The organism is Sphingobacterium sp. N143 (assembly GCF_030325625.1).
GTDB lineage: Bacteria > Bacteroidota > Bacteroidia > Sphingobacteriales > Sphingobacteriaceae > Sphingobacterium.
Map to the genome: position 1 here is coordinate 197,924 of NZ_JACAIS010000008.1, position 20,990 is coordinate 218,913.

Consider the following 20,990-nt stretch of genomic DNA (forward strand, 5'->3'; position numbering starts at 1 on the left):
ACAAACTGCTAAACATATTTACGCAATCGTTGCCGGTAGATCCGTCTGTGAGGTTATTATCAAAACAAAAAGCTATATTTTAACAGGGACTGGAAGCCACGCAATGGAATAACCTGGCGGTTTTCCAGATTTGCACTGATACTATAACTCGTGTACAGTTTCTTATTGAGGATATTGTTCACATTTAACTCGAGGCTATGTTTACTTTTGAGGGGCTGATAGCGGATAGAGGCGTCCAGGAAGCCGTTGGCAAAAGGATCAAGTGCGCTGCTTCGATAACTTCCATAATTCCAGGTGCCTTTTACAAATAAGTATGTGCCCACCATATACAACATGCTCAGGCTATGTGTTTGAGATGTAAATTCGTTGGACTGTTGTTCATGCTGACCTTTCAGTTTATTCAGCAATCTGCTATAAGCGTACTGATAGGACAATGTCGTATGCGAGATGCCTTTGTATTCGAGTCTTGGGCTTAAGTTCAACCCCGTGCTTGTTGTAGACGCCAACTGCTCATTCAAAAATTGCTGATATTTGTTTTGATTGATACCGGCATTGAAACCCAGAAAAATACCTTCTTTCAAAAAAGATTTGGAGATACTCAGCGTCAAGGCATTACTACTGGTTTGATTGGCCTGAGGGATCAATTTGCTGATGATTCCCTGTTGTGTCACTTCCTGTCCCAGCAGATAATCGGTATTCGCTTTCAGATGCGAGGCCGTTAGGTTAAAATACAATAAGCTGATCGGCCGCTCCACGGCATACCGCAGGCTATAAGCTTGACTCGACGTGAAATACAATGGCGCATCAAAACTTTTGATTTCCCTAAAATTACTCAGTATCGGATTTGGATAGAGCTGGTCCAGATCCGAATTTTCCTGATTGAAACGTAGTGTCAGCAGGAAATTGTCTCTGTTTGGTAAGAAAGCCTGCAGGGAAACAGCTGGCGTAAACAACAATTTTTTGGTCAAGTTTGTTTCGTCAGCTTGGCGGTCATCTATATTCCATCTATTCGCGGTCAGCGGAAAGTTTCCTGAAAATATAAAATCTTTATTTTTCCAGTCCAGTTTTATACCCGCAGCGGCCTGAGCTTGTCTCCACAGCAAATCGTTGTCCGGAAAATTTTCATGTGCGTATACACCGCCATCTTTGACCAGGTTCAATACCGAGCCCAGTTCTTTGCTGATGTAACGCAGACCGGCGAAGTATGTCCGCTTTAGGCTCGACTTGTTCCGCGTATAAGCCACCTGGATATTCCCGTTGGTCTGCGGCAGCGCAACAGACTGGCGAACGGCATCATAAGGCTGAGATTGATTCAGGTAATCAGCCATCACACCGGGCATCACCTCCAGCCGGTCCTGATGCCATTTGCGCGCCAGGTCGAAGTTGAAAGTCAGCAGATCCTTGTTTTTTAGCTGCGGCGTGTATTCCATGGATTCTGAGATCAAACTCAGCCGGTCTCTGCCCCATTGATCATAGCGTGTGGTATCGTCCAGCAGCCAGGTATGATGATTTTGGTTTTCGGCTTTAAAGTTGAGGTTGTTTTTAAAGTAAAACCGGTTATCATTGCCTTCCAGGGTGAAGCTTCCGCGGCCAAAAAAGGGCTTCTTGCTCGTATTATACTGATTTGTGTAAGTGACCTGATTGCCATTTGCCAGCAGGTATTTCTGCGTACCATCGCTACTGAGCCGCTCACGGTCTGTCCATAGGTTGCCATTCAGACTGGCCGTCCAGCGTTCGGACGACTTATAAAATTGATTGACATTGAGTGCCAAGGATCGGTTGTTGTAGTATTTGTTTTTCGGCACAGATGGCGTCGCAGCAGCAATCGGTTCGGTGAGGTTGAATGAGCTGATGGATTCCACATCATGGTTGATCCCCTCACCGATTGAATTGTATTGCAGCGTATTCAGCGTCTTATATTTCTTTTTAAAGCTCATGGCATTCCCATTGACAAAAGCATCTGCTGGCACCGCCAGCCCCAGCGTGGCTTCACCCGACCAAATCATTTTGGCGTCTTCATGGAGGACCAGATTTAAAGCCACATCTTCCGAATTGCTTATGCCCTGTTTCACCTTTTTATGCTCATGATTCTGTATCAAGTCCACCGACTTTACCGCTTTGGGCTGTATCGTCCTGGTGCCGACACCATAGCCATTCTGAAACAGGTTGTCACCGTCCACATACATGCGACTGACGGTTTTGCCATTATGTTTGATGACACCGTTGTCGTCCACCTCTATGCCGGGCATACGGCGCAGCACATCACCAATGTTCCGATCTTCGGCCGACGCAAAGTTATTCACCGCATATCGGGTGGTGTCACCTGCGCGGCGCACAGCCAGTGGTTTGCTCTTGACCGTAACATCCTCCAGTTGAATAGACTTTCTGACCAGTTCAAAGTCCATTCTTTGGCTTCCACCCTGATACTCTTTACGGATTTTCTCGTACGAAATATGGCTGACCTCAATCCATTCTATTTTGGCCAGTTCTTCTTTGGTCAGCAGAAACACATATTCACCTTTAGTATTGCTCCGGACCGTCTGGAGGCTGCTATTGGCATAGCCGATCACAATGGTCGCATATGGTATGGCCTGTTTGCTGCTGCTGATGGTCCCCGTGATTTGCTCTTGGGCAAATAACACTGCGGGCCCCATCAGACATAAGCTACATAAGAAACTTTTCATCCGAATCCTTAATTAATAGTACGTTCGACAGGGTTATTTAGTTCGAATTGCTGTTTGTCTTTCCCTTTCTCCTTCATCAGTGCTTCGGCTTGCTCCCGCGAGATTTCCCTGCCATCCTGTGTCTTGAATTTGACAACGGCGCCTGGGGGCAATTGAGCCATCATGGCCCCAAGTTTATTTGATTTGCTGTTTTCAAGTGCTTTACGATATTTTTCGTACGGAAGCTCAGGCAATTTATCGATGTCCATCAAGTTTGTCCTATCAGTCACTTTGTCCAGTCCCGCATAGCGAAAGCGCACCTCATTGGTAGAATCTGCCGCTTCTAGAATCGCGCCTGGTAAGCCATGAAGCTTCCATGGCCCCACCGGAAAGGGGATTTCTTCCGTAAACCAGGCCACATAGTTGCGGCCACCAAATTGGCCGGTGGCCTTATAGCAGGTGTAGCCGCCGATATCCTTCTTTTCGTCGGTGATTGCCCAGTCGATTTTATAGACCTTATTGGGCTGTACTTTATACAAGCGGCCCAGCATAGCGACCAAACAGGGCGCCTCGCCAGCAGCAAAAGGCGTATAGAGATTGACCAGCGCGTCAGATTGGTCAACGGCATCCATACTCATGTGGAAAGCACCCTGTGGCTGGCTTTTTTCCATAGGAGCCATGGCGTAATAGGAATTCTCATCAGCGATGTACAGGTATACCGAACGCGTAATGGGTTCTGCTTTTTTACTGCTGTCGGCGATATGTTCAAAATCGTATTTGATAAACATATTGACCTGGTTGCCTTGCGCAAACAGCTGCAGGCTAAAGAGCAGCAGGCCAATAATCATGGCCATCGAAAATTTTGTTGTGTTCATTTTTATTACTTTTATGTTGTCAATGCACCAAAAGTAGAATGGAAAGGCAGCTCGCGCTTCAATGGCTTTGTTAATTACTGTTAATCGCAGTCCGAATTGTTAACTACTGTTAAGTAATGTTATGAACTGTTAGCAGCGCTTTGTTTTTCGTAGATTTTAGCTAGCATTGTAGGATTAATTATGACTACACATCAAAAAACACGCGTTATAATCACCCTGTTGATTGCCAGCACAATCGCTGTGATCATCATGCAGGTATTCTGGTTGTCCAATGCGTTCCGTATCAATCAGCAAAAGGAAAAAATGGTCGTCCAGAGCGCCGTCAAAGATGCCATAGAGGTGGTCCGGCTCAAGACATATTTCGGTATTGATAGCTCACTGTCCAAAGAGCAGTCCTCTATCCTTCGTGCAATGGGTGGTATACTCGACCAGGTCTCCGACAACGAGCTAAAAGGCATACAGATCCACAGGGAGATCACAAAGGATTCCACAGATAAAAAAACTGTGGCGGTACCTTCCAAAAAGATCGCCCATGAGTTTACCATGAATATTGCAGCGGGTGCAAAAGTTGCTGAAAAAAAACTGATTGATTCGATCATGGGAGCCGATCTGGCAGGCAAGCGCCCCAAGCACATCAAGCTCACTGCCCGTCATGTGCCCGATACCCCTGTTCAGATTGTTCCACAGCAAAAGCCATCCCCTAATTCTATCGTGAAGGTCTATTCCACTGAATCCACACAAAATGAGGTGGATACACTAGTCATTGGCCAGCTGCTGGACTCGCTGATCGGCAGCAATTTTGAAGAATTACAACTAAAGAATCGCTTTAAGGTCTCTTTTTCCAGCATACAGGATAGCCTAAAAAAAACATTGGACTCCGTGGGGCAGTACCTGCAGGTGCGGAGCGCCATCAGCCCCGCCTACCTGGCAGAGATTACGGTAGAACCTGACGTAATAAATAGCTTAGAAGGCATGAAATGGTTGCTATTTGTGTCCCTGTTGATTTTGGGTATGCTTTTTTATACGGCACTTGCCCTCATCAACTCCTTCAACCGGGAGAAGCAGATGACCGAGATCAAGAATGATTTTATCTCGAATATGACCCATGAATTCAAGACCCCCATCGCAACGGCGAGCCTGGCGGTGGAACTCATGAGCAAATTTGGGATCAAAGACAATCCCGAAAAGCTGGATGAATATCTGCATATCTGCGGAGCCGAACTGAAACGTGTATCATCGATGATTGAAACTGTACTTCGGCTGGCGCAGGACAATCCGTATATACTGCAAAAAGAGCCCACAGATTTCAGGCAGATCCTCGATGATTTCCGCCGGCAGACACGATCCAAACTCGAGGACGCGCAGGGAACATTGTCCATAACGATTGCCAATGATTTTCCAATGGTCGATGTGGACAAGGCCCATCTGGAAAATATCCTATACAATCTGCTCGACAATAGCCTAAAATATAGCGATCAGGCCCCTGATATCCGTGTGGATATCAGCCTGCAAAAAGAGTACTTGCGTCTCTCCTTTTCCGACAATGGTATCGGGATTCCCAAGGACTACGTTGATCGCGTATTTGATCAGTTCTTTCGCGTGCCCAAGGGCAATGTCCATGCGACAAAAGGATTTGGGCTGGGTTTATCTTACGTAAAAAAAATCGTGGAGCTTCATGGCGGCACAATCCGGGTAGAGAGTCAGGTCGGCAAAGGGACAACGTTTATCCTGCATATTCCGGTTAAATCTTAATTGAATGTTATCGACTGTATGAATAAAATAAAAGTACTACTGGCTGAAGATGAGCCCATGATGGGCAAACTTATCAAAGAAGCACTGGAGCTCCGCGACTTTGACGTCGTCTGGGCTTTGGACGGTCTCAAAGCCTATTCTTCGTTTTGTGTTTCGCGGCCCGATATCTGTATATTTGATGTTATGATGCCTTACAAAGATGGCTTTGCGCTAGCACAGGAAGTACGTGGGCTCAGCACTGAGGTGCCCATTATCTTTCTGACGGCCAAGTCCACCATTCAGGACCTGGCGACCGGCTTTGAGACGGGTGCCAATGACTACATCAAAAAACCGTTCAGTATGGAAGAGCTGATTATCCGGATGCGCGCCCTATTGAATAGACAGTCCCTGACGAAACCATTAGCTCCACGCGATGGCGAATATACGCTAGGCAAATTCCGGTTTAGCTTTAAAAACCTTCATCTGAGCCTCGGTGACCGGCAGCAGCAGCTTTCCTACAAAGAAGCCCAGTTGTTAAAATTACTGATCGACCACCGCGATGCTGTACTCGACCGTAAGGTAGCCCTAGATTATGTCTGGGGAGATGACAGTTATTTTAATAGCCGTAGCATGGATGTTTTTATCAGTAAACTGCGCAAATTTCTGGAAGGAGATCCGACCATTAAAATCGTCAATATTCGCGGTAAAGGTTTTAAGTTGGTTGTCAATACCTAGACTCACCCGGATCAGTAAGCGATACAACAGCGGTGCCTCCGTGTGATGCACCGCTGTTGTTGATTATCGGCGTCGTCGCTTAGCCCACCGGTTCAGCAACATGAGCAAATATTGTATTGGCAGGTTATGACTAGGCTTTAAAAAATTGTTCCAATTCATTTCTGTGATCCTCGCCCCATTGGGCCGTTACCTTGATGACCGGTATAAGGCTTTCACCCAGCCCAGTCAGTTCATATTCTACTTTCAGCGGAAGCTGGTCAAAGACGACTTTCTTGATCAATCCATGTTCAATCAATTGGCCAAGCTGCGCATCAAGTACACGGCGGGTTGCAGTGGGGATTTTCCGCTGCAACTCACCCGGGCGCTTGATACCTGAATGTATTGCCCAGAGTAGGTTTATTTTCCATTTTCCCTGAACTACCTGCAAAAACAGATGTAAACCGCAATCTAAATTGACCGGAAGTTTTTTTTCGTACATAGCTGATATATTTTCCGAAGGTATAAAGTGAGTATAGATAAATTTATCCGTAATTGACACGGTTACTTTATGCCCTTAACTTTGCAACAAAGTAAATATAAAAATATGAAATACAAGTTATTTGGATCAAAAACAGGGTTGCATGCCAGTAAAGTAATATTGGGAGCTGCCAATTTTGGAACAAGAAAAGGCTACGGAGCCGATCCCGAAGAATCAAAAAAGATTTTAACAGCCTATGCAGATGCAGGTGGTAATTTTATCGACATATCTGATGTCTATCAATTTGGAGAGGCAGAGGAAATCGTAGGCAACTTTTTACAGGGACAGCGCAGTAATTTTATCATCTGCTCGAAATATACCCGAAGCAGCGACCCCAGCCCTGCAATCAGTAATTTTGGAAATAACCGTAAATCCATGCGACAGGCTGTTGAACAAAGTCTAAAAAGGCTGAAGACGGACTACATAGATATTTATATGCCTCATTATGATGATGGGGTTACTCCATTGGAAGAAATAGCATTGGGACTTCAAGATCTAATCAGAGAAGGAAAAATATTGTATGCGGGACTGACTAATTTCCCGGCATGGAAGGCCTCGGCCATTGCATCAGCAACAAAACTCACGGCTTTACAGATTGAATATAATTTGTTGCAGCGTACTGCGGACCGTGAACTCATCCCGATGGCAAAGGAATTTGGTCTTGGTGTGATGATGTACTCGCCACTGGCTGGCGGACTGCTGACCGCAAAATATAGAAAGGGAGAAGCCGGGCGCATCAGTCATTCCTCTGACGCTGGATACTCTGAAGATGAGAAAACCAAGCTGATCATTGATGAACTGATATCAATCGCGGAAAAAAATGAAGCAACTCCCGGTCAGATTGCGTTTGCATGGAATTTATCAAAAGAGGCATTCCCATTGCTAGGAGCGCGAAATCTCAATCAATTTGAGCAAAGTATTAGCGCTACTGAAATTAATTTGACAGCTGAGGAGCTGGCCAAACTGGATGCTTTAAGCTCCATTAGCCTCGGGTATCCGCACGATCTGTTGAATACGGTACGTGGTTCATTTTTGAAAGATTCAAACTAATACAAATACGAAAGAATTAACATAAAACGTAATCTATAGCAATTCTTAAAGTATATGAACTAAATTTGAATTTAAAATTGCGCCACATGCCAAAAAGAGATTCTATTTTAGTGAACAGCATGGATTCCAGCAGCGGTATGGCTGTTGGCCTATGGGATGGTTCAACTCCGGGCATCCAAAAAGCGCTGAATCCACATCGGCATGACCACTATACCTGCATGCTTGTTGAAGCTGGGCAGCTGGAAGTCCTATTTGATTTTGAACAGCTGACCATGCCTGCAGGAACACTTTTTGTCTGCCCACCGCACCAGGTACATCAGATCACCACGGCTTTAGGGGCATCTGGCTATTACATTTCTTTTGAAGGTCATCATATGACCAGGTCAGCCAAGGACATACTTGATGCATCCCTAAATGAAACAATTATATTACCACTCTCAGCGCCCGAGCAACAATGGTTTACGGCAATCCTAGACTCCCTGAAAAATTTGGACAGTATAAACAATACCGCAAATAAGGAAGTGCAACAGCCCTTGCTGTCAGCTTTTATAACGCAGGCGGTAATTTGTCACGATCGCAGATCGGCCGCTGGGTCCATAAGTCACAGCCCCAGGGTTATGAGTATAACCAACGAATTCAGAAATCTTGTAAAGCGTGATTACCGCAGCCTTAAACGCCCCGCAGCATATGCCCAGAAGCTAAATATCTCCGTGGCCCACCTAAACGATGTCGTTAAAATGGTGACGGGCTTATCCGCATCCGCGTTGATCCAAAAGGAAATACTAAGCGAAGCACAGCGCCTGCTCTATTATACACGATTGAGCATTAAGGAAATTTCGTTCCAGCTAGGCTATAAAGATACCAAGTACTTCATCAGGCTTTTCACAAAAAAAGCTGGACGATCACCGAGTGATTACAGAAAGACACTACGCTCAAATCCAGACCTGGACTAGACGATCCTATCCTATTCAACTCAAACACTGCTTCTTTTTTTGTCCACCTTTTACCTTTGTTTGTCAGTTTTCCTGCATTCATTTTTTGATCAATTTTGCACTATAGATACACTGTACGGTATAGTATATCGCATAATATAAATTCTTAGGTCTTATGGAAGATCATAATTTAGCAGAGAATCCAACTTATAAATTATCAACCACCCCTGAAGGGATTGTCGATTCTCTTTTGGTTCATTTTAATTCTAGGGATATTGAAACCATGCTCGGCTTCTATGAGGATGATGCAGTCGTTATCAGTACCAGCGGTGAGCCCAAACGCGGAAAAATAGCGATCGCCCATGAGCTGCAGCAGTCCTTCGGTTTTGGATTGCCGATAGAAATTGTTGCCAGGAATATTTATTCGACCGATAATCTGGCCTCATTGGTCCTGCATTGGAGAATCACTGGGACAGGAAATAACGGCGAAAAAGTAAATATTGCCGGAACTTCAAGCGATTACGCAAAGAAAGGACGGGACGGATATTGGCGGTGCTGGTTTGGAAATCCATTCGGTGTACAGGTGCGCAGCTTATTTTAATCAATTTCACAAAATTAAATAGTTCAGATATGAAAATCTTAGTAATCGGTGGTACAGGTCTTACTGGAAGGCTGGTCACAAAAAAACTGGCAAACCTTGGTCATCAGGTGATCATTGGTTCACCTTCACATGGAGTAGATCTCATGACCGGAGAAGGTCTTTCGCAAGCACTGGAAAATACGGAAATAGTAATCGATCTATCCAATTCCTCCTCTCCTGAAGAAGAAAATGCAATCCACTTTTTTCAGACCGCCGGAAAGAATCTGGTAAAAGCGGAGCTGGCTGCAAACATCAGGCATCACCTCGTACTTTCCATTGTCGGAACAGACGATGCGCTGGAGATCGGATATCTTCGCGCAAAGAAACATCAGGAAGACAACATCAAAAACTCGGGAATACCTTATACAATCATTCGTTCAACACAGTTTTATGAGCATACCGATGCGATCATTGCCGTTCAGGGCCAGGGTGACGAGGTATTTGTTTCGAAGATCGACTATCAGCCCATTGCCCTGGAAGATGTCACAGATTACATTGTACAGTTTGCACTCGAAGAGCCTAAAAATGGTACGGTAGAGATTGCTGGGCCTACAAGGGCAAATATGGATGATTTTGTGGCAAAATATATCGAGATATCCGGAAAGCCTATAAAGGTTGTTTCTGACGAGGATAGCAAATATATGCATCTTGCTGTTCCTAAATCCCTGCTTGTTCCTGCTGGGCAATATAATGCTGGCAAGATTCATTTTGAGGACTGGGCGCTGAATACTGTGGTAAGTTAAGCCGTTAAAAATGATCACTTCGCTAGATGCTCTTTCGTAGTTCTTTTATCCTTAAATGCAGGTCGGTGTCGACTTGCATTTATTGTTGATCGCTATCGAGATCAGCCTTTGAATATTGTTCCAAGTAAGTTGTTTCCTTTTGAGTACCACCAAACTAGATTTTGCCAAAACTTATCATTCCTAAAGTAAATAACACGATATTGCAATATATGTCAATAGCTGATTGTCATACGAATATTAGAAAAAACAGATTTAAAATGAAAAATAAACTAGCCGCTCTATTAATTGCTATCCTTCCAACCTTTCTATTTGCACAAAATATTAATTCCGAAAAACTTGATACTTATTTTAATTCAATTGAAAATAAAAATCTAAGGATTGGCAGTCTATCTATATTTAAGAATGGGAAAGAAGTCTATACCAAACATTTTGGTCAAAAAAATATACCTGGATTGATCTACAATCAAAGTACAAAGTATCATGTTGGCTCTGTTACCAAAATGATTACAGCAGTTCTAATTTTTAAGTTAATCGAGGATAACAAATTACATTTGACCGATAAACTTGCTGAATTCTATCCTCAAATTCCCAATTCGGATAAAATAACCATAAAACATCTTCTTGGCCATACCAGCGGACTAGGCAGTTATATTGTTAAAGATGGCGAAGTATGGGTAACTGAAAAAACAACTGATAAACAAATCATGGACCTGATCATCCAACAGGGGAAAAATTTTGAACCGGATGAAAAGGTCGCTTATTCAAATTCCGCATATTATCTACTTGCAAAAATCCTTGAAGAAAAATACCGAAAGTCCTATCAAAAAATTGTTAGAAATGAAATTATAAAACCGCTCGGATTAAAAAATTTAGATTCTTTCAGGCCCAATCAAAAAAAACGTTTATCCACCTTTTCGCTATAATGATAATTCTTGGCATCTATTAGATAAAGATCTCGACTTTCTTAATGTTATAGGCGTCGGCGACATTGCCGCAACCTCGTATGATTTAAATGTCTTCGTGAACAATTTGTTCCACAACAATATTATTAAAAAGGAAACGCTTCAGTTAATGGAACCTCTAATAGGAAAAGAAGATTGGGGAAGAGGAATCGCAGTCTGGGATTTTGAAGGGACCATATTTTATGGACATGGTGGGGATACCCTGGGATCCCATGCGGTTCTAATTTATAATAAAGAAGCCGATATTTCAATTGCTTATAATACCAACGGTGAACGGATCAAAAAGGAAGATTTCATAAAAAATGTAGTTAATGTTCTTTATGATAGAGAGGTTAAACTTCCAGAACTTAAGTAAGTTTTTCCTCATGTTCCAGATGCCCTTTGCTGAGCTGGATTTCCTAAAGATCGATACGTTAAGTAGTTGGTGTATATCATTAGAAAGTGCTGGAATTTTTTCAAGCTTCCAGCACCCACATTCCAAAAAATGAAGCCCCAATTATAAAACCATTCCACCGTCCATAAGGATTTCTGTTCCGGTCATGAAACTTGCCACATTGTTATCTGACAGGTAAATAACAGCTTTGGCTACATCTTCCGCAGTTCCCATTTTTTGTAAAGGGATTCCGCTGATTAACCATTCATCAAGACCTTCCAATGTTTTTTCATCCAGTCCTGCTTTGGTCATAATCTCCGTTTTTGTAGGCCCCGGGCTCACTAAATTTACTCTGATTTTTCTTGGTGCCAGTTCTGCAGCAGCGGTCTTCGCAATGGAATTCAATGCTGCTTTGCTTGCCTGGTAAATCGAGCTATTTGGTTTAGATGTGGTCGCGACGTTGGATGAAAGAAATACCACTGAAGCACCATCGTTCAACAGGGGAATAAATTTGCTCAAGGTAAAATAAGCTCCTCTGAAATTAATACCCATTACATCGTCAAAATTTTCGGCACTCATATTTTCGATCGGACCTAAACTTCCAGTGATGCCTGCATTAATAAACAGGATGTCAACTTTTCCGAATTGCTTTTCAACTTGGGTTTTGAAATTTTCAATATCTTCCAATTTCCCTTGATCTGCCACAAAAGAAATAGCCCCTAACGCTGCAGCAGCCTTTTCAATGGCTTCTTTTCGTCTTCCGGTGATAATTACTTGCGCTCCTTCTGCGATTAATTCTTTTGCGGTTGCATATCCTATTCCGCTGTTTCCACCTGTTACGATGGCTAATTTGTTATTGAACTTATTCATTTCTTTGATTTTTTTACAAAGTTATAGGGGAAATGGTATACTTTTGTTATCAGTATAACGGAGTATATCAGTATCATCAATTATATCATTTAACTTTGTGATCATGGAAAGAGATCAGACAGAAGAACTTAGAGCTTTGCAGGACACACTCTATTTCATTGGAGGAAAGTGGCGAATTCCTGTTATTAATTCGCTTTGCAACGGCAACCGACGTTTTCGCGAAATTGAAAGAAGTATCCCCGGGATTACGACAAGAATGCTTTCAAAAGAACTGAAAGATATGGAGTTAAATAAGTTGGTTAAACGAACTGTTTATCCCGATATTCCTGTTTTAATTGAATATGAACCCACTGAATATTGCAGGACTTTCGGGAATATTATTTCGGAAATGATTATTTGGGGTAGAGAACATCGAAAAATGATTGTGGAGGATAAGGTTTAGAATCGTATTCTATGTACTACCATCAGCTAAAAAGTCGCTGATGGTAGTACATATGAAATGCTTACAAAGTTCTTTAAGGAAATAGGTCGTCCTGTAAAGCCATGAATTAATTAAACAGAGATTATTACTCCCTATTACACAAAAGAACAATAACAATATGTATCATGGCCGTTGCGCTATTAAATACCCAGGATAGTTTTTTTTGTTTAACCTCACAGTCAAATGGATTTTTAGTTGAACTTTTGCTAATTGCTATTAAATGCGATTTGAAACTGGCTTTGCTATCTCATTTGGCGTCTTTCCAAATTCTTTCTTGAACGCGTAGGAAAAATGCGACAGGTCTTCAAAACCTACTTCGAGATAGACATCACTTGGTTTCTTGGATTGCTCGGCGATTTGAAAATAAGCTTCCTGCAATCTTTTCTTCTTGAGCCAGATGCCCGGGGTCGTTCCGAATATGCGTTGAAAATCCCGTTTGAAGGTCGATAGGCTCCTCCCCGTAAAAAATGCAAATTTTTCCAGGCTGATGTTAAACCTGAAATTTTTGTTCATGTATTCCTTTAAATTAATCCGATCAGGTAACGAGAAGTTGAACAGTATGTTAATCAAGTCAGGATTCGATTTCAATAGAATAATCAATAATTCCTCTCTCTTTACGTCAACAAAATCCGCACTGATCTCAAGATCACCGGTATAGTAAGGTTCCAGTGATATTATAAAATTCTTGATGAGCTTGTTTTCCGGTATAAAAATAAAGGAGTCACTGATGGTTGATGGCCGGACGTCATAAACATGCCGTTCAAGGAAGCGCTTCAGGAATGCTTCATCCAGGGTGATGATGATTTTTTCAAACGCATCATTGTCCTTGTATTTCGTATAACGTACCAAATGATTTTTCCGGGCGATACAATAGTCGCCCGGTTTCATTGTGTAGTTTTTCTCGCCGTCATAAGCCTTCATATCGCCCTTCAATAAGTATAGAAAATAGTTTTCCGGTATATAGTTCTCGGGAGAGATCTCCGGGCCAAGGTGACAGGATTGGATGTTGTTAACTTTCATGGTTTACCAAATATACTGATCCCTATAGATTAATTTTGCGGATTACTGAAATTGTAACTGTCCACACTTGCAAGTATCGCTTCCTCTCTGGTGCGGGGCTTCCAGCCCAGTGTTTCAACGGCTTTTTTATTGGACATCTGCGTATACTCTTCGACTGGAGTGGGCTGCATAGTAGCAATTTTTCCGGCCAATTTGGGCCGTTCTTTTTTGATCAGTTCCGCCACATCATAAAAAGACATCGCCCCTTCCGATGTTGCTAGAAATCGCTGTCCGGCAGCTTCGGGATGTAACATGGCTTTGATATGGATATCAGCAACATCGAGCACATCCACCGCACCAAATGTAAATGGTGCATTTTCCTTAATGTGTCCCTCCACAATTCCCTTGACGACAGTATCCAGGGAGGCCGAGGAAATACCGCCAAGTATAGGACCAAAAATTCCGACGGGATTGATGACCGTTAACTCCATAGCGGCAGCTTCATCCTCCATAAATTGCCATGCGGCTTTTTCTGCAATTGTTTTTGATTTTATATAAGCCTGTACCGGTGCGTTTTCATCGGTCCAGTCAAGTTCTGTAAAAACATGATTTCTGGGATCGATGCTATAACCGATTGCAGCAAAAGAGGATGTGAGCACCACGCGCTTAACCCCAGCCTTTTTCGCAGCTTTCAACGCTCTCAACGTACCTTCTTTTGCGGGGATAATCAGCTCATTTTCGTCTTTGGGCTGCTCAGCCACAAATGGGGAAGCAACATGAAGGACATAATCACAACCTTGTGCTGCTTCATCCCAACCATTATCGGAGAGCAGATCGGCCTCATAAAAAGACAGCTGATCAAAAGTGCTGATGCCACCCGCTGTAAGGGCATCCAAAATTTCGTTTTTACGGGAGAGCGTGCGCAGTGTTGTTCTTACGGTAAATCCTTTTTTGAGTAATTCAAGAATAATATTTACGCCCAAAAATCCGGTACCGCCGGTTACTAAAACTGTTTGATTGTTCATTTCGGATCAAGTATTAGAATTTGTAGGTCATTTGTATTGCGTTTTCGGCATATTCCCAAAGTTTTCTGGCAAGCGCTTCATCGTTCATGGCTGCTGTATGATGGCCGGACAAGGTCGGATATCCCGCATATTCTTTCGGACCGTCCGGGCCGTAGAATTTACCGCCTTCAACGGATGGATCTGTTGCTGCAAATAGGCTTGGCAGGGCACCCTGCCAGGGCTCCATCACTTGATCAAATGCAGCAAACATACCTTCCAGATTTTCACCAGGGATATTCCGCTGTAAATCGGTTCGCGTGACGCCGGGATGCGCCGCCACAGAAATGGCCGATATACGGGCATTTTTGAATCTCCGGTCCAGCTCGTAGCTAAACAAGATATCTGCCAGCTTGCTTACGGCATATTCACGCCATTCATCATAGTTCTTTTCCAGTGTGAGGTTGTCAAAGTCAATGCTGTCCACCAAAGTAGCCGCCCCACTGGAAAGTGTCACTACCCGGGCATTGGCGGTCTGCTTAACGAGCGGCAGCAAATATCCTGTCAGCGCAAAATGCCCCATAAAGTTTACGCCGAACTGCATTTCAAAGCCGTCATCCGTTTTAGCAGCTGGAGGAACCATCACTCCGGCATTGTTGATGAGCATATCCAGTTTTGTATGCTTTTGCATAAAGTGATCTGCAAATTCCCGAATCAGGCCGATGTTTGCGAGGTCCAGCATTCCATAGTCCAATGTTCCCACCCCAGCCGTTTCGGACTGGATTTTTTGTATAGCATCTTTTCCTTTCTGGAAATCCCTTGCGGCAATGGTCACATGTGCACCTGCTTCATACAGCGCTCTTGCTGTTTCAAACCCTATACCGGTGTTTGATCCGGTAACGATTGCTATTTTTCCTATTAAATCAGGGATGTTATTTTTTGTCCACATAACCTTTAATTTTTTTACAAAGTTCGTCGAATTGCTGTTATGTCGTTTTGTTGTGGAGTTCAAATTTCCTTTGTTGTGAAGGTCAACTCTGTTGATTATAATCTGATGGCCACTGCTCGTTTTTGCTGGCCGCGTTACATCGCCTTTGCTATAGGATTTATCAGAATAAGGGAGCTAATGAAATACTTCTGGCCCATTTCCACAGCTCCCTATAAACGTACGTATTAATCTTCTATTTCCAGATGAGTACTCAAAGCAATGCGGTTCCAGCCATTGATGGTGACGATGAGCATGATGATCTGAGCGATCTGGTTTTCGGAGAAAATCTCGGATGCCTTGCTGTAGGTTTCTTCACTTAATCCGTTTTGGTGTATAAGGGTTACTTCCTCCGTCATTGCCAGTATGGTCTGCTCCTCTTCGGTGAAAAATTTGGTAGCCTCTCTCCAGGCACTCAACAAAAAGATACGCTCTGGTCTTTCGCCGTTTTTGATGGCATCCTTGGTGTGCATGCTAATACAGTAAGCACAGTTGTTGATCTGTGATGCACGGATTTTGGCGAGTTCTTTAAGCGTTTGCGAGATCTCAATTTTTGACAGATAGCCTTCCAATCCTAACATTGCCTTGAATGCCTGTGGTTCTGCTGTGCTGATGTTGATACGTTTTTCCATTTTTCTTATTTTTTAATTTGATACTGCAAATTTGGAAAATGGAGCGCCGGAAAAACTTAAACGGGTTTAAGAAAAATTTTTTTTGCGGATTTCGCTGAGATACTCGGGTGTAAAGCCTAGATAGGAAGCAACGTTAAGCCTTCCAACATTTGCATTTTACCTGCAGACAGAAGGCCAGGCGTGGCGCTGCAACCACGAAGAGCATATAAAAAGGATCCCAGGTACAATAAAGTAAAGTCCTGATTTTAATGCTGAAACAATTTTATAGAGTAATCACGATTTTACCAACCGTTCTCCCCGTTTCCTGTTCCAGATGCGCTGCTCTCATTTGCTCAAAGGGAAAAGATCTGGAAACATGAGGTTTTACGGCTCCACTTTCCAATAAAGAAGCGATCTGTTTCATATCCTCTCCGCTGGACTGTACAAGAATAAAATAACCTTTCACACCTTTGGATTCTGCTTTTGAAGTTACATCTTCATTCAGACCTGTCGGAATACTGATGATGGAACCGCCTTCTTTGGTCACTTCGAGCGAATGGTCGATATTGTCCCCGCCAATTGTATCCAATACAAAATCAAAAGTTCTGCCTGCTGATTTCCAGTCGAAGACGTGATAATCGATATGTGAATCTGCACCTAAACTCAAGACAAAATCTTTATTTTTTGGAGAAGAAGTTCCCGTCACTTTCGCCCCTAAATATTTGGCAATCTGTATAGCGATATGTCCTACTCCACCAGAAGCTGCGTGGACCAAAACATTTTGCCCTTGCTGAATATTCGCATGGTGAACCAAAGCCTGATACGCAGTTAGCGCAACCAAAGTGGAAGCCGCGGCGTCTTCAAAAGAGATATTTTTGGGCTTTAGGACTAATTGATTGGCTGGAGCTGCGACATATTCTGCATACGCTTTTCCGTGGCCTGGAAAATTGACCATTCCGAAAACTTCATCGCCAACTTTAAAAGCTGAACTTTTAGTTTCTTCTACTATTCCGGAAATATCCCAACCCAAAATCAATGGATTTTCTGTTTTAATTCTTCCGTAAACTCCTTTTCCGGCACGGCTTTTTACATCTACCGGATTGATGCTGATGGCTTTTACTTGAATTAATACTTCGCCTTCGTTAATGGTTGGTTTTGCCAATTCTACGTATGCTAAATTGTCTACATTTCCTGCTTCTTTTAATACAATTGCTTTCATAATATTGATATTTTTTAAATGTTATTTATTTGAATTACTTTAATTTAAATCTTGAAATGAGTTCAATTTCTTAGCGGTTTCGCATTGATTTTCAGCTTATATATCACAACCGGAAATGTCACTTTACCTTTTCCGTTCTCAAACGCCGCCAAACGGTTCAGCTGGCCTGTCGGAATCCATAGATATCCATTGTCATCATTCCATCAAGCGTCTGCCCAGATTGTGTTGGCACTCCTTGCTACGGGAATGAGCTGTGCTTTTACCGATGAAACGGCTGCTATAAATGTTATCAATCCAATTATTATCTTCATAACTTGCTTTGTTTTTGATATAGCAAAGTTATATTGCACTGCAGCGGATAAATAGTCCATTTTACGGAAAGAATAGCACAGATGTACGGAAATGTAAAATCCTCCAATAACGGAGGATAATCCAGGAAAGCTTAGCGCTTCTCTAAGCAAAAGTTGCTTGTTCGCCGCCAACGAAAAAGTCATAATATTATTAATAATCCGGGGATAGGATCATAAAAAAAAGTCACAGGACACTAATGAAGTTTCCTTGTGACTTTAACAAGCAGAATTGCAGTAATTAGTTCAGCTGTGATTTTCTGAATTCCAAAGGTCTCAGACCTGTCTGTTTCTTAAATAATTTTGTAAAATAAGAAGCATTCTCGAATCCTAAGTGATAGGCTATTTCCGCAACTCCCTTCTCTCCCAACCTCAATAGATTTTTAGCCTCTGAAATCAAAAATATATGAATGAGTTCCAAAGCAGTTTTCCCTGTTTCCTGTTTCAGTACGTCACTTAAATAACGTGGCGAAATAAACATCTGGTCGGCAATATTGGTAACGCTTGGCAACCCGCTTTTTTTCAGACCTCCTTCATCAATATATTTTTTAAGGATATCATTGAATCTAGATGCTGTTTTTCCAATAACCTGCTCTCTGTCGATAAACTGTCTTTTGTAAAAGCGCTGTGCATATTTCAAAATCGATGATATATGACTCAAGATAATCTCACGGCTGTATTCATCGGGATTATTAAAATATTCGCCCTGAATTTTCGCGTGAAGCTCCAGAATAATCTGCTCTTCTTTTGGAGAAAGTTGCAGCGCTTCCGTTACATCGTAGTCAAAGAAGCCATAATTGTTAATGCTTTTAAAGAGCTCGTGACCGTTCAAGTAATCTTCGTGAATCATCAACATATAGCCTTTTTCTTCAAATTCAAGGTCTTTCATTTCAATGATCTGCCGTGGTTTGGCAAAAAATAGACAGCCATTATCGTGGTCGTATTTTGTACGTCCGTACATAAACATCCCTGATTTTATTTTTTTGAAAGCGATAATGTAGCAATCTGTGGTAAATTCCCTATTTCCCAGCGGACAGGCCGCCTGACAGCCGATCATACTAAAGAGCGGATGCTCCGGAGCGTCCCAGCCATTTCCGGTGTGCAATTCTGTGAGGGTTTTATAATGTTTCATTTTATTTTTTTTCGAATGTTCGACAATCTCTTTCTATTACAACTGATTCTCTGAAGTTAAGCTAAAAAAGCAAACCAGTACAACTGTAGAAAACAATTTCTTTGCGCGGATCATTCCTAATAAATCTAATGCCCATGTGCGGCAATGCTGACCTCTTTCCAATTTTGGATATCGTTCAATCTTTTGGTGTAAACCTCATTGACTACGTGATAAGCAATTTTACCGAACAATAATCTTTGTGGAGGATTTTGATTGTCAATAAGATTCAAAACTGGCACTACTGTCGATTCAGGTTTTCCCCATGTATCAGGATTATCCCCTGTTTCCGCAAATGCCTCTCGTACTGGATTGTAATCGGTAATATCCGAAGAAGTCTGAACCGCTGAAGCTCCTGCCCAATCCGTTGCAAATCCATTAGGTTCAATTAATGTGGTTTTGATTCCCAAATGTGCTGTTTCTGAACCAATCGTTTCAATTAGTCCTTCGACTGCAAACTTTGAAGCATTGTACAATCCTAAAAGCGGTAGCGTCGTTAACCCCAAAAAGCTGGAAATCTGAATGATATGTCCACTTCTTTGTTTTCTCATCACCGGTAAAATTGCTTGTGCTACCCAAAGTGAACCAAAAAAGTTGGTTTCCATTTGGTCTCTCGCCTGCTGTTCTGTTGTTTCTTCCGTCGTTCCGAATAAACCAAAACCAGCATTATTAATCAAAACATCAATTCTTCCAAAGTGTTTTTCTACTTTCTCCACTACTTCAAAAACTTCTGTACGGTTGTTGACATCCAGTTTCACAGGAAGAATGCTGTCACCGTACTTCTCTTTTAAATCCTGCAACGCTTCAATATTTCTAGCGGAAGCAGCAACTTTATCGCCTCTTTTAAGTAAGGCCTCAGCCCATAATTTTCCAAATCCTTTGGAAGCTCCTGTTATAAAAATTATTTTGCTCATTGTTTATTCTTTTTTTGTTAATCCAAAATTATCCTTATCCATACTTATACACTAACTCATTTCAGCTGAAGAATAGCACATAATTACGATATAGCTTTAGCTGTACACCTTAGTTAAAAAGAGAGCTCCTTCCATTTCTAAAAGAAGCTCTCACCAACACTTCAATTAAAATACTTATGATAAACTTTTTGCTGCCGGAAAATCAATCGGGATCTGGGTATTTGCAAAAACATAATTCGTAAAACTTCTAAGGGCAACCAAGGCTGTAAGTTCTACAAGCGCCTTCTCATCCAAACCAGCTTTATAGAAGTCTTCCAGTGCAGCATTTCCGGCATTGCCTTTATTGTTTGCGATCGATTGGGCAAGTTTTATAATGGCATCCAATTTAACATCCTCAACACTTCCCTTTCTGATTGCTAAAGTGTCCTCCTCACTAAAACCATTTAATTTAGCCAGCATGGTATGTGCAGCAAGACAATAATCACAATCATTTACCTGGGACACCACCAAGTTGATCGCTTCCCTTTCCTTTGCGGTGTAAGAAGAATGATGCGCTAAGGTTGCTTCTGTTTCCAGCATCGCTTTTAAAGCTGATGAAGAATATCCGATAGTAGCATAAAGGTTCGGGATCTTGCCCATTTTTTTCTCTACTGATGATAAAATGACCTGAGCTTCTTCGCTCAATTGTTCTTTGTTTGGAACTGTAATAGTTTTCATATTCTTATTATTTATTATTGTTTACTTGAATCTTTCAATTTCACCCCCGTCTAACGACTGATCTTTTAAAAATAAAAATCCCAAGGAAAGTCAAAACCACGATCAGTAGATTGACCATTGCAATGCTCTGAACATTTTTTATCTCAAATAAATTGATAAGGACGTAACCGGCAATGGAACTAATGACGTAAATACCGCCGCCTGTCATCTCCCAAAGCTATCCAATATACTCCCGATAAAAAGCTGGCTGAGTCCTGAGCTTACCATGAAAAGCAATAAGGAAAGCTGCACCTGCTGCATGGAAACGCCCAGATCACCTGCCATCGCCGGCAGCGAGGGAATATAAATATCGGTGGTAAGTCCTCCAAGCGGAATGAGGATAAAGGCGAGCAGGGTGCTGATGTGTAAATATTCTATTTTTTGGGCTTTCATAACGATGTTTAACTATGTGTAAAAA

At 42.2% G+C, this 20,990-nt stretch carries 22 protein-coding genes; 9 read left to right on the top strand and 13 right to left on the bottom strand.

The window, feature by feature from the left end:
* Window positions 1–59 precede the first annotated feature (59 nt).
* The gene (locus HX021_RS16195) at window positions 60–2,684 is read right to left on the bottom strand and encodes a peptidase associated/transthyretin-like domain-containing protein (RefSeq protein WP_286591529.1); all 2,625 of its coding nucleotides are present in this window, start codon (window positions 2,682–2,684) and stop codon (window positions 60–62) included.
* A gap of 8 nt (window positions 2,685–2,692) precedes the next feature.
* A complete protein-coding gene (locus tag HX021_RS16200) occupies window positions 2,693–3,538 on the bottom strand; it encodes a GLPGLI family protein (RefSeq protein WP_286591530.1) in 846 nt (281 codons plus the stop codon).
* 180 nt (window positions 3,539–3,718) lie between these two features.
* Here HX021_RS16200 and HX021_RS16205 point away from each other — a divergent pair, with 180 nt between their 5' ends.
* Complete coding sequence (locus HX021_RS16205) at window positions 3,719–5,290, top strand: sensor histidine kinase (protein ID WP_286591531.1); 1,572 nt, start codon at window positions 3,719–3,721, stop codon at window positions 5,288–5,290.
* 18 nt (window positions 5,291–5,308) lie between these two features.
* Window positions 5,309–6,004: a response regulator transcription factor gene (locus HX021_RS16210; RefSeq protein ID WP_286591532.1), complete on the top strand. Its 696-nt coding sequence runs from the start codon at window positions 5,309–5,311 to the stop codon at window positions 6,002–6,004.
* Window positions 6,005–6,134: 130 nt separating this feature from the next.
* On the opposite strand, the gene HX021_RS16215 is transcribed toward HX021_RS16210, so the two are convergent.
* Entirely contained in the window at window positions 6,135–6,482 is a 348-nt protein-coding gene (locus HX021_RS16215; RefSeq protein WP_286591533.1) for a winged helix-turn-helix transcriptional regulator, read from the bottom strand.
* 105 nt (window positions 6,483–6,587) lie between these two features.
* Here HX021_RS16215 and HX021_RS16220 point away from each other — a divergent pair, with 105 nt between their 5' ends.
* The 6 genes from HX021_RS16220 (at window position 6,588) to HX021_RS21740 (ending at window position 11,203) form a co-directional block, all read left to right on the top strand.
* Window positions 6,588–7,571, top strand: a complete 984-nt coding sequence (locus HX021_RS16220; RefSeq protein WP_286591534.1) for an aldo/keto reductase — start codon at window positions 6,588–6,590, stop codon at window positions 7,569–7,571.
* Window positions 7,572–7,657: 86 nt separating this feature from the next.
* On the top strand, window positions 7,658–8,524 hold the full coding sequence (locus HX021_RS16225) for a helix-turn-helix domain-containing protein (protein WP_286591535.1): 867 nt from the start codon (window positions 7,658–7,660) through the stop codon (window positions 8,522–8,524).
* Between the two features lie 154 nt (window positions 8,525–8,678).
* Complete coding sequence (locus HX021_RS16230; protein WP_286591536.1) at window positions 8,679–9,104, top strand: YybH family protein; 426 nt, start codon at window positions 8,679–8,681, stop codon at window positions 9,102–9,104.
* A gap of 29 nt (window positions 9,105–9,133) precedes the next feature.
* Window positions 9,134–9,886, top strand: a complete 753-nt coding sequence (locus HX021_RS16235) for an SDR family oxidoreductase (RefSeq protein ID WP_286591537.1) — start codon at window positions 9,134–9,136, stop codon at window positions 9,884–9,886.
* A gap of 257 nt (window positions 9,887–10,143) precedes the next feature.
* Window positions 10,144–10,809 (top strand): serine hydrolase domain-containing protein, encoded by a 666-nt coding sequence (locus HX021_RS16240; protein WP_286591538.1) that lies wholly within the window; start codon window positions 10,144–10,146, stop codon window positions 10,807–10,809.
* Window positions 10,810–10,957: 148 nt separating this feature from the next.
* Window positions 10,958–11,203 carry a hypothetical protein gene (locus HX021_RS21740; RefSeq protein WP_353621053.1) on the top strand — a complete coding sequence of 82 codons (246 nt, stop codon included), beginning with the start codon at window positions 10,958–10,960 and terminating at the stop codon, window positions 11,201–11,203.
* A 141-nt stretch (window positions 11,204–11,344) separates the two neighbouring features.
* On the opposite strand, the gene HX021_RS16250 is transcribed toward HX021_RS21740, so the two are convergent.
* Window positions 11,345–12,091 carry an SDR family oxidoreductase gene (locus HX021_RS16250; RefSeq protein ID WP_257090612.1) on the bottom strand — a complete coding sequence of 249 codons (747 nt, stop codon included), beginning with the start codon at window positions 12,089–12,091 and terminating at the stop codon, window positions 11,345–11,347.
* A 103-nt stretch (window positions 12,092–12,194) separates the two neighbouring features.
* Here HX021_RS16250 and HX021_RS16255 point away from each other — a divergent pair, with 103 nt between their 5' ends.
* Window positions 12,195–12,533: a winged helix-turn-helix transcriptional regulator gene (locus tag HX021_RS16255; RefSeq protein ID WP_121123283.1), complete on the top strand. Its 339-nt coding sequence runs from the start codon at window positions 12,195–12,197 to the stop codon at window positions 12,531–12,533.
* Window positions 12,534–12,788: 255 nt separating this feature from the next.
* Here the strand turns inward: HX021_RS16255 and HX021_RS16260 are convergent, their stop codons facing one another.
* From HX021_RS16260 to HX021_RS16300, 9 genes are all read right to left on the bottom strand, one after another.
* Window positions 12,789–13,592, bottom strand: a complete 804-nt coding sequence (locus HX021_RS16260; protein ID WP_286591541.1) for a helix-turn-helix domain-containing protein — start codon at window positions 13,590–13,592, stop codon at window positions 12,789–12,791.
* A 29-nt stretch (window positions 13,593–13,621) separates the two neighbouring features.
* Window positions 13,622–14,596 (bottom strand): SDR family oxidoreductase, encoded by a 975-nt coding sequence (locus HX021_RS16265; protein ID WP_286591542.1) that lies wholly within the window; start codon window positions 14,594–14,596, stop codon window positions 13,622–13,624.
* Between the two features lie 13 nt (window positions 14,597–14,609).
* Window positions 14,610–15,521: an oxidoreductase gene (locus HX021_RS16270; RefSeq protein ID WP_286591543.1), complete on the bottom strand. Its 912-nt coding sequence runs from the start codon at window positions 15,519–15,521 to the stop codon at window positions 14,610–14,612.
* Window positions 15,522–15,745: 224 nt separating this feature from the next.
* Entirely contained in the window at window positions 15,746–16,189 is a 444-nt protein-coding gene (locus tag HX021_RS16275; protein ID WP_223585004.1) for a carboxymuconolactone decarboxylase family protein, read from the bottom strand.
* A 262-nt stretch (window positions 16,190–16,451) separates the two neighbouring features.
* Entirely contained in the window at window positions 16,452–17,387 is a 936-nt protein-coding gene (locus HX021_RS16280; RefSeq protein ID WP_286591545.1) for an NADP-dependent oxidoreductase, read from the bottom strand.
* Between the two features lie 588 nt (window positions 17,388–17,975).
* Complete coding sequence (locus HX021_RS16285) at window positions 17,976–18,866, bottom strand: helix-turn-helix domain-containing protein (protein WP_286591547.1); 891 nt, start codon at window positions 18,864–18,866, stop codon at window positions 17,976–17,978.
* Between the two features lie 125 nt (window positions 18,867–18,991).
* Window positions 18,992–19,816, bottom strand: a complete 825-nt coding sequence (locus HX021_RS16290; RefSeq protein WP_077435763.1) for an SDR family NAD(P)-dependent oxidoreductase — start codon at window positions 19,814–19,816, stop codon at window positions 18,992–18,994.
* A 174-nt stretch (window positions 19,817–19,990) separates the two neighbouring features.
* A complete protein-coding gene (locus HX021_RS16295; protein WP_077433726.1) occupies window positions 19,991–20,533 on the bottom strand; it encodes a carboxymuconolactone decarboxylase family protein in 543 nt (180 codons plus the stop codon).
* A 204-nt stretch (window positions 20,534–20,737) separates the two neighbouring features.
* Window positions 20,738–20,965 (bottom strand): hypothetical protein, encoded by a 228-nt coding sequence (locus tag HX021_RS16300; protein ID WP_286591549.1) that lies wholly within the window; start codon window positions 20,963–20,965, stop codon window positions 20,738–20,740.
* Window positions 20,966–20,990 lie beyond the last annotated feature (25 nt).

Bases quoted from the DNA above. Each gene is read 5' to 3' on its own strand.
- HX021_RS16210 (WP_286591532.1), top strand. From the start codon at position 5,309: ATGAATAAAATAAAAGTACTACTGGCTGAAGATGAGCCCATGATGGGC.
- HX021_RS16280 (WP_286591545.1), bottom strand. From the start codon at position 17,387: ATGAAAGCAATTGTATTAAAAGAAGCAGGAAATGTAGACAATTTAGCA.
- HX021_RS16235 (WP_286591537.1), top strand. From the start codon at position 9,134: ATGAAAATCTTAGTAATCGGTGGTACAGGTCTTACTGGAAGGCTGGTC.
- HX021_RS16200 (WP_286591530.1), bottom strand. From the start codon at position 3,538: ATGAACACAACAAAATTTTCGATGGCCATGATTATTGGCCTGCTGCTC.
- HX021_RS16285 (WP_286591547.1), bottom strand. From the start codon at position 18,866: ATGAAACATTATAAAACCCTCACAGAATTGCACACCGGAAATGGCTGG.
- HX021_RS16295 (WP_077433726.1), bottom strand. From the start codon at position 20,533: ATGAAAACTATTACAGTTCCAAACAAAGAACAATTGAGCGAAGAAGCT.
- HX021_RS16265 (WP_286591542.1), bottom strand. From the start codon at position 14,596: ATGAACAATCAAACAGTTTTAGTAACCGGCGGTACCGGATTTTTGGGC.
- HX021_RS16270 (WP_286591543.1), bottom strand. From the start codon at position 15,521: ATGTGGACAAAAAATAACATCCCTGATTTAATAGGAAAAATAGCAATC.
- HX021_RS16215 (WP_286591533.1), bottom strand. From the start codon at position 6,482: ATGTACGAAAAAAAACTTCCGGTCAATTTAGATTGCGGTTTACATCTG.
- HX021_RS16220 (WP_286591534.1), top strand. From the start codon at position 6,588: ATGAAATACAAGTTATTTGGATCAAAAACAGGGTTGCATGCCAGTAAA.
- HX021_RS16250 (WP_257090612.1), bottom strand. From the start codon at position 12,091: ATGAATAAGTTCAATAACAAATTAGCCATCGTAACAGGTGGAAACAGC.
- HX021_RS16300 (WP_286591549.1), bottom strand. From the start codon at position 20,965: ATGAAAGCCCAAAAAATAGAATATTTACACATCAGCACCCTGCTCGCC.
- HX021_RS21740 (WP_353621053.1), top strand. From the start codon at position 10,958: ATGGAACCTCTAATAGGAAAAGAAGATTGGGGAAGAGGAATCGCAGTC.
- HX021_RS16290 (WP_077435763.1), bottom strand. From the start codon at position 19,816: ATGAGCAAAATAATTTTTATAACAGGAGCTTCCAAAGGATTTGGAAAA.
- HX021_RS16240 (WP_286591538.1), top strand. From the start codon at position 10,144: ATGAAAAATAAACTAGCCGCTCTATTAATTGCTATCCTTCCAACCTTT.
- HX021_RS16205 (WP_286591531.1), top strand. From the start codon at position 3,719: ATGACTACACATCAAAAAACACGCGTTATAATCACCCTGTTGATTGCC.
- HX021_RS16260 (WP_286591541.1), bottom strand. From the start codon at position 13,592: ATGAAAGTTAACAACATCCAATCCTGTCACCTTGGCCCGGAGATCTCT.
- HX021_RS16225 (WP_286591535.1), top strand. From the start codon at position 7,658: ATGCCAAAAAGAGATTCTATTTTAGTGAACAGCATGGATTCCAGCAGC.
- HX021_RS16255 (WP_121123283.1), top strand. From the start codon at position 12,195: ATGGAAAGAGATCAGACAGAAGAACTTAGAGCTTTGCAGGACACACTC.
- HX021_RS16230 (WP_286591536.1), top strand. From the start codon at position 8,679: ATGGAAGATCATAATTTAGCAGAGAATCCAACTTATAAATTATCAACC.
- HX021_RS16195 (WP_286591529.1), bottom strand. From the start codon at position 2,684: ATGAAAAGTTTCTTATGTAGCTTATGTCTGATGGGGCCCGCAGTGTTA.
- HX021_RS16275 (WP_223585004.1), bottom strand. From the start codon at position 16,189: ATGGAAAAACGTATCAACATCAGCACAGCAGAACCACAGGCATTCAAG.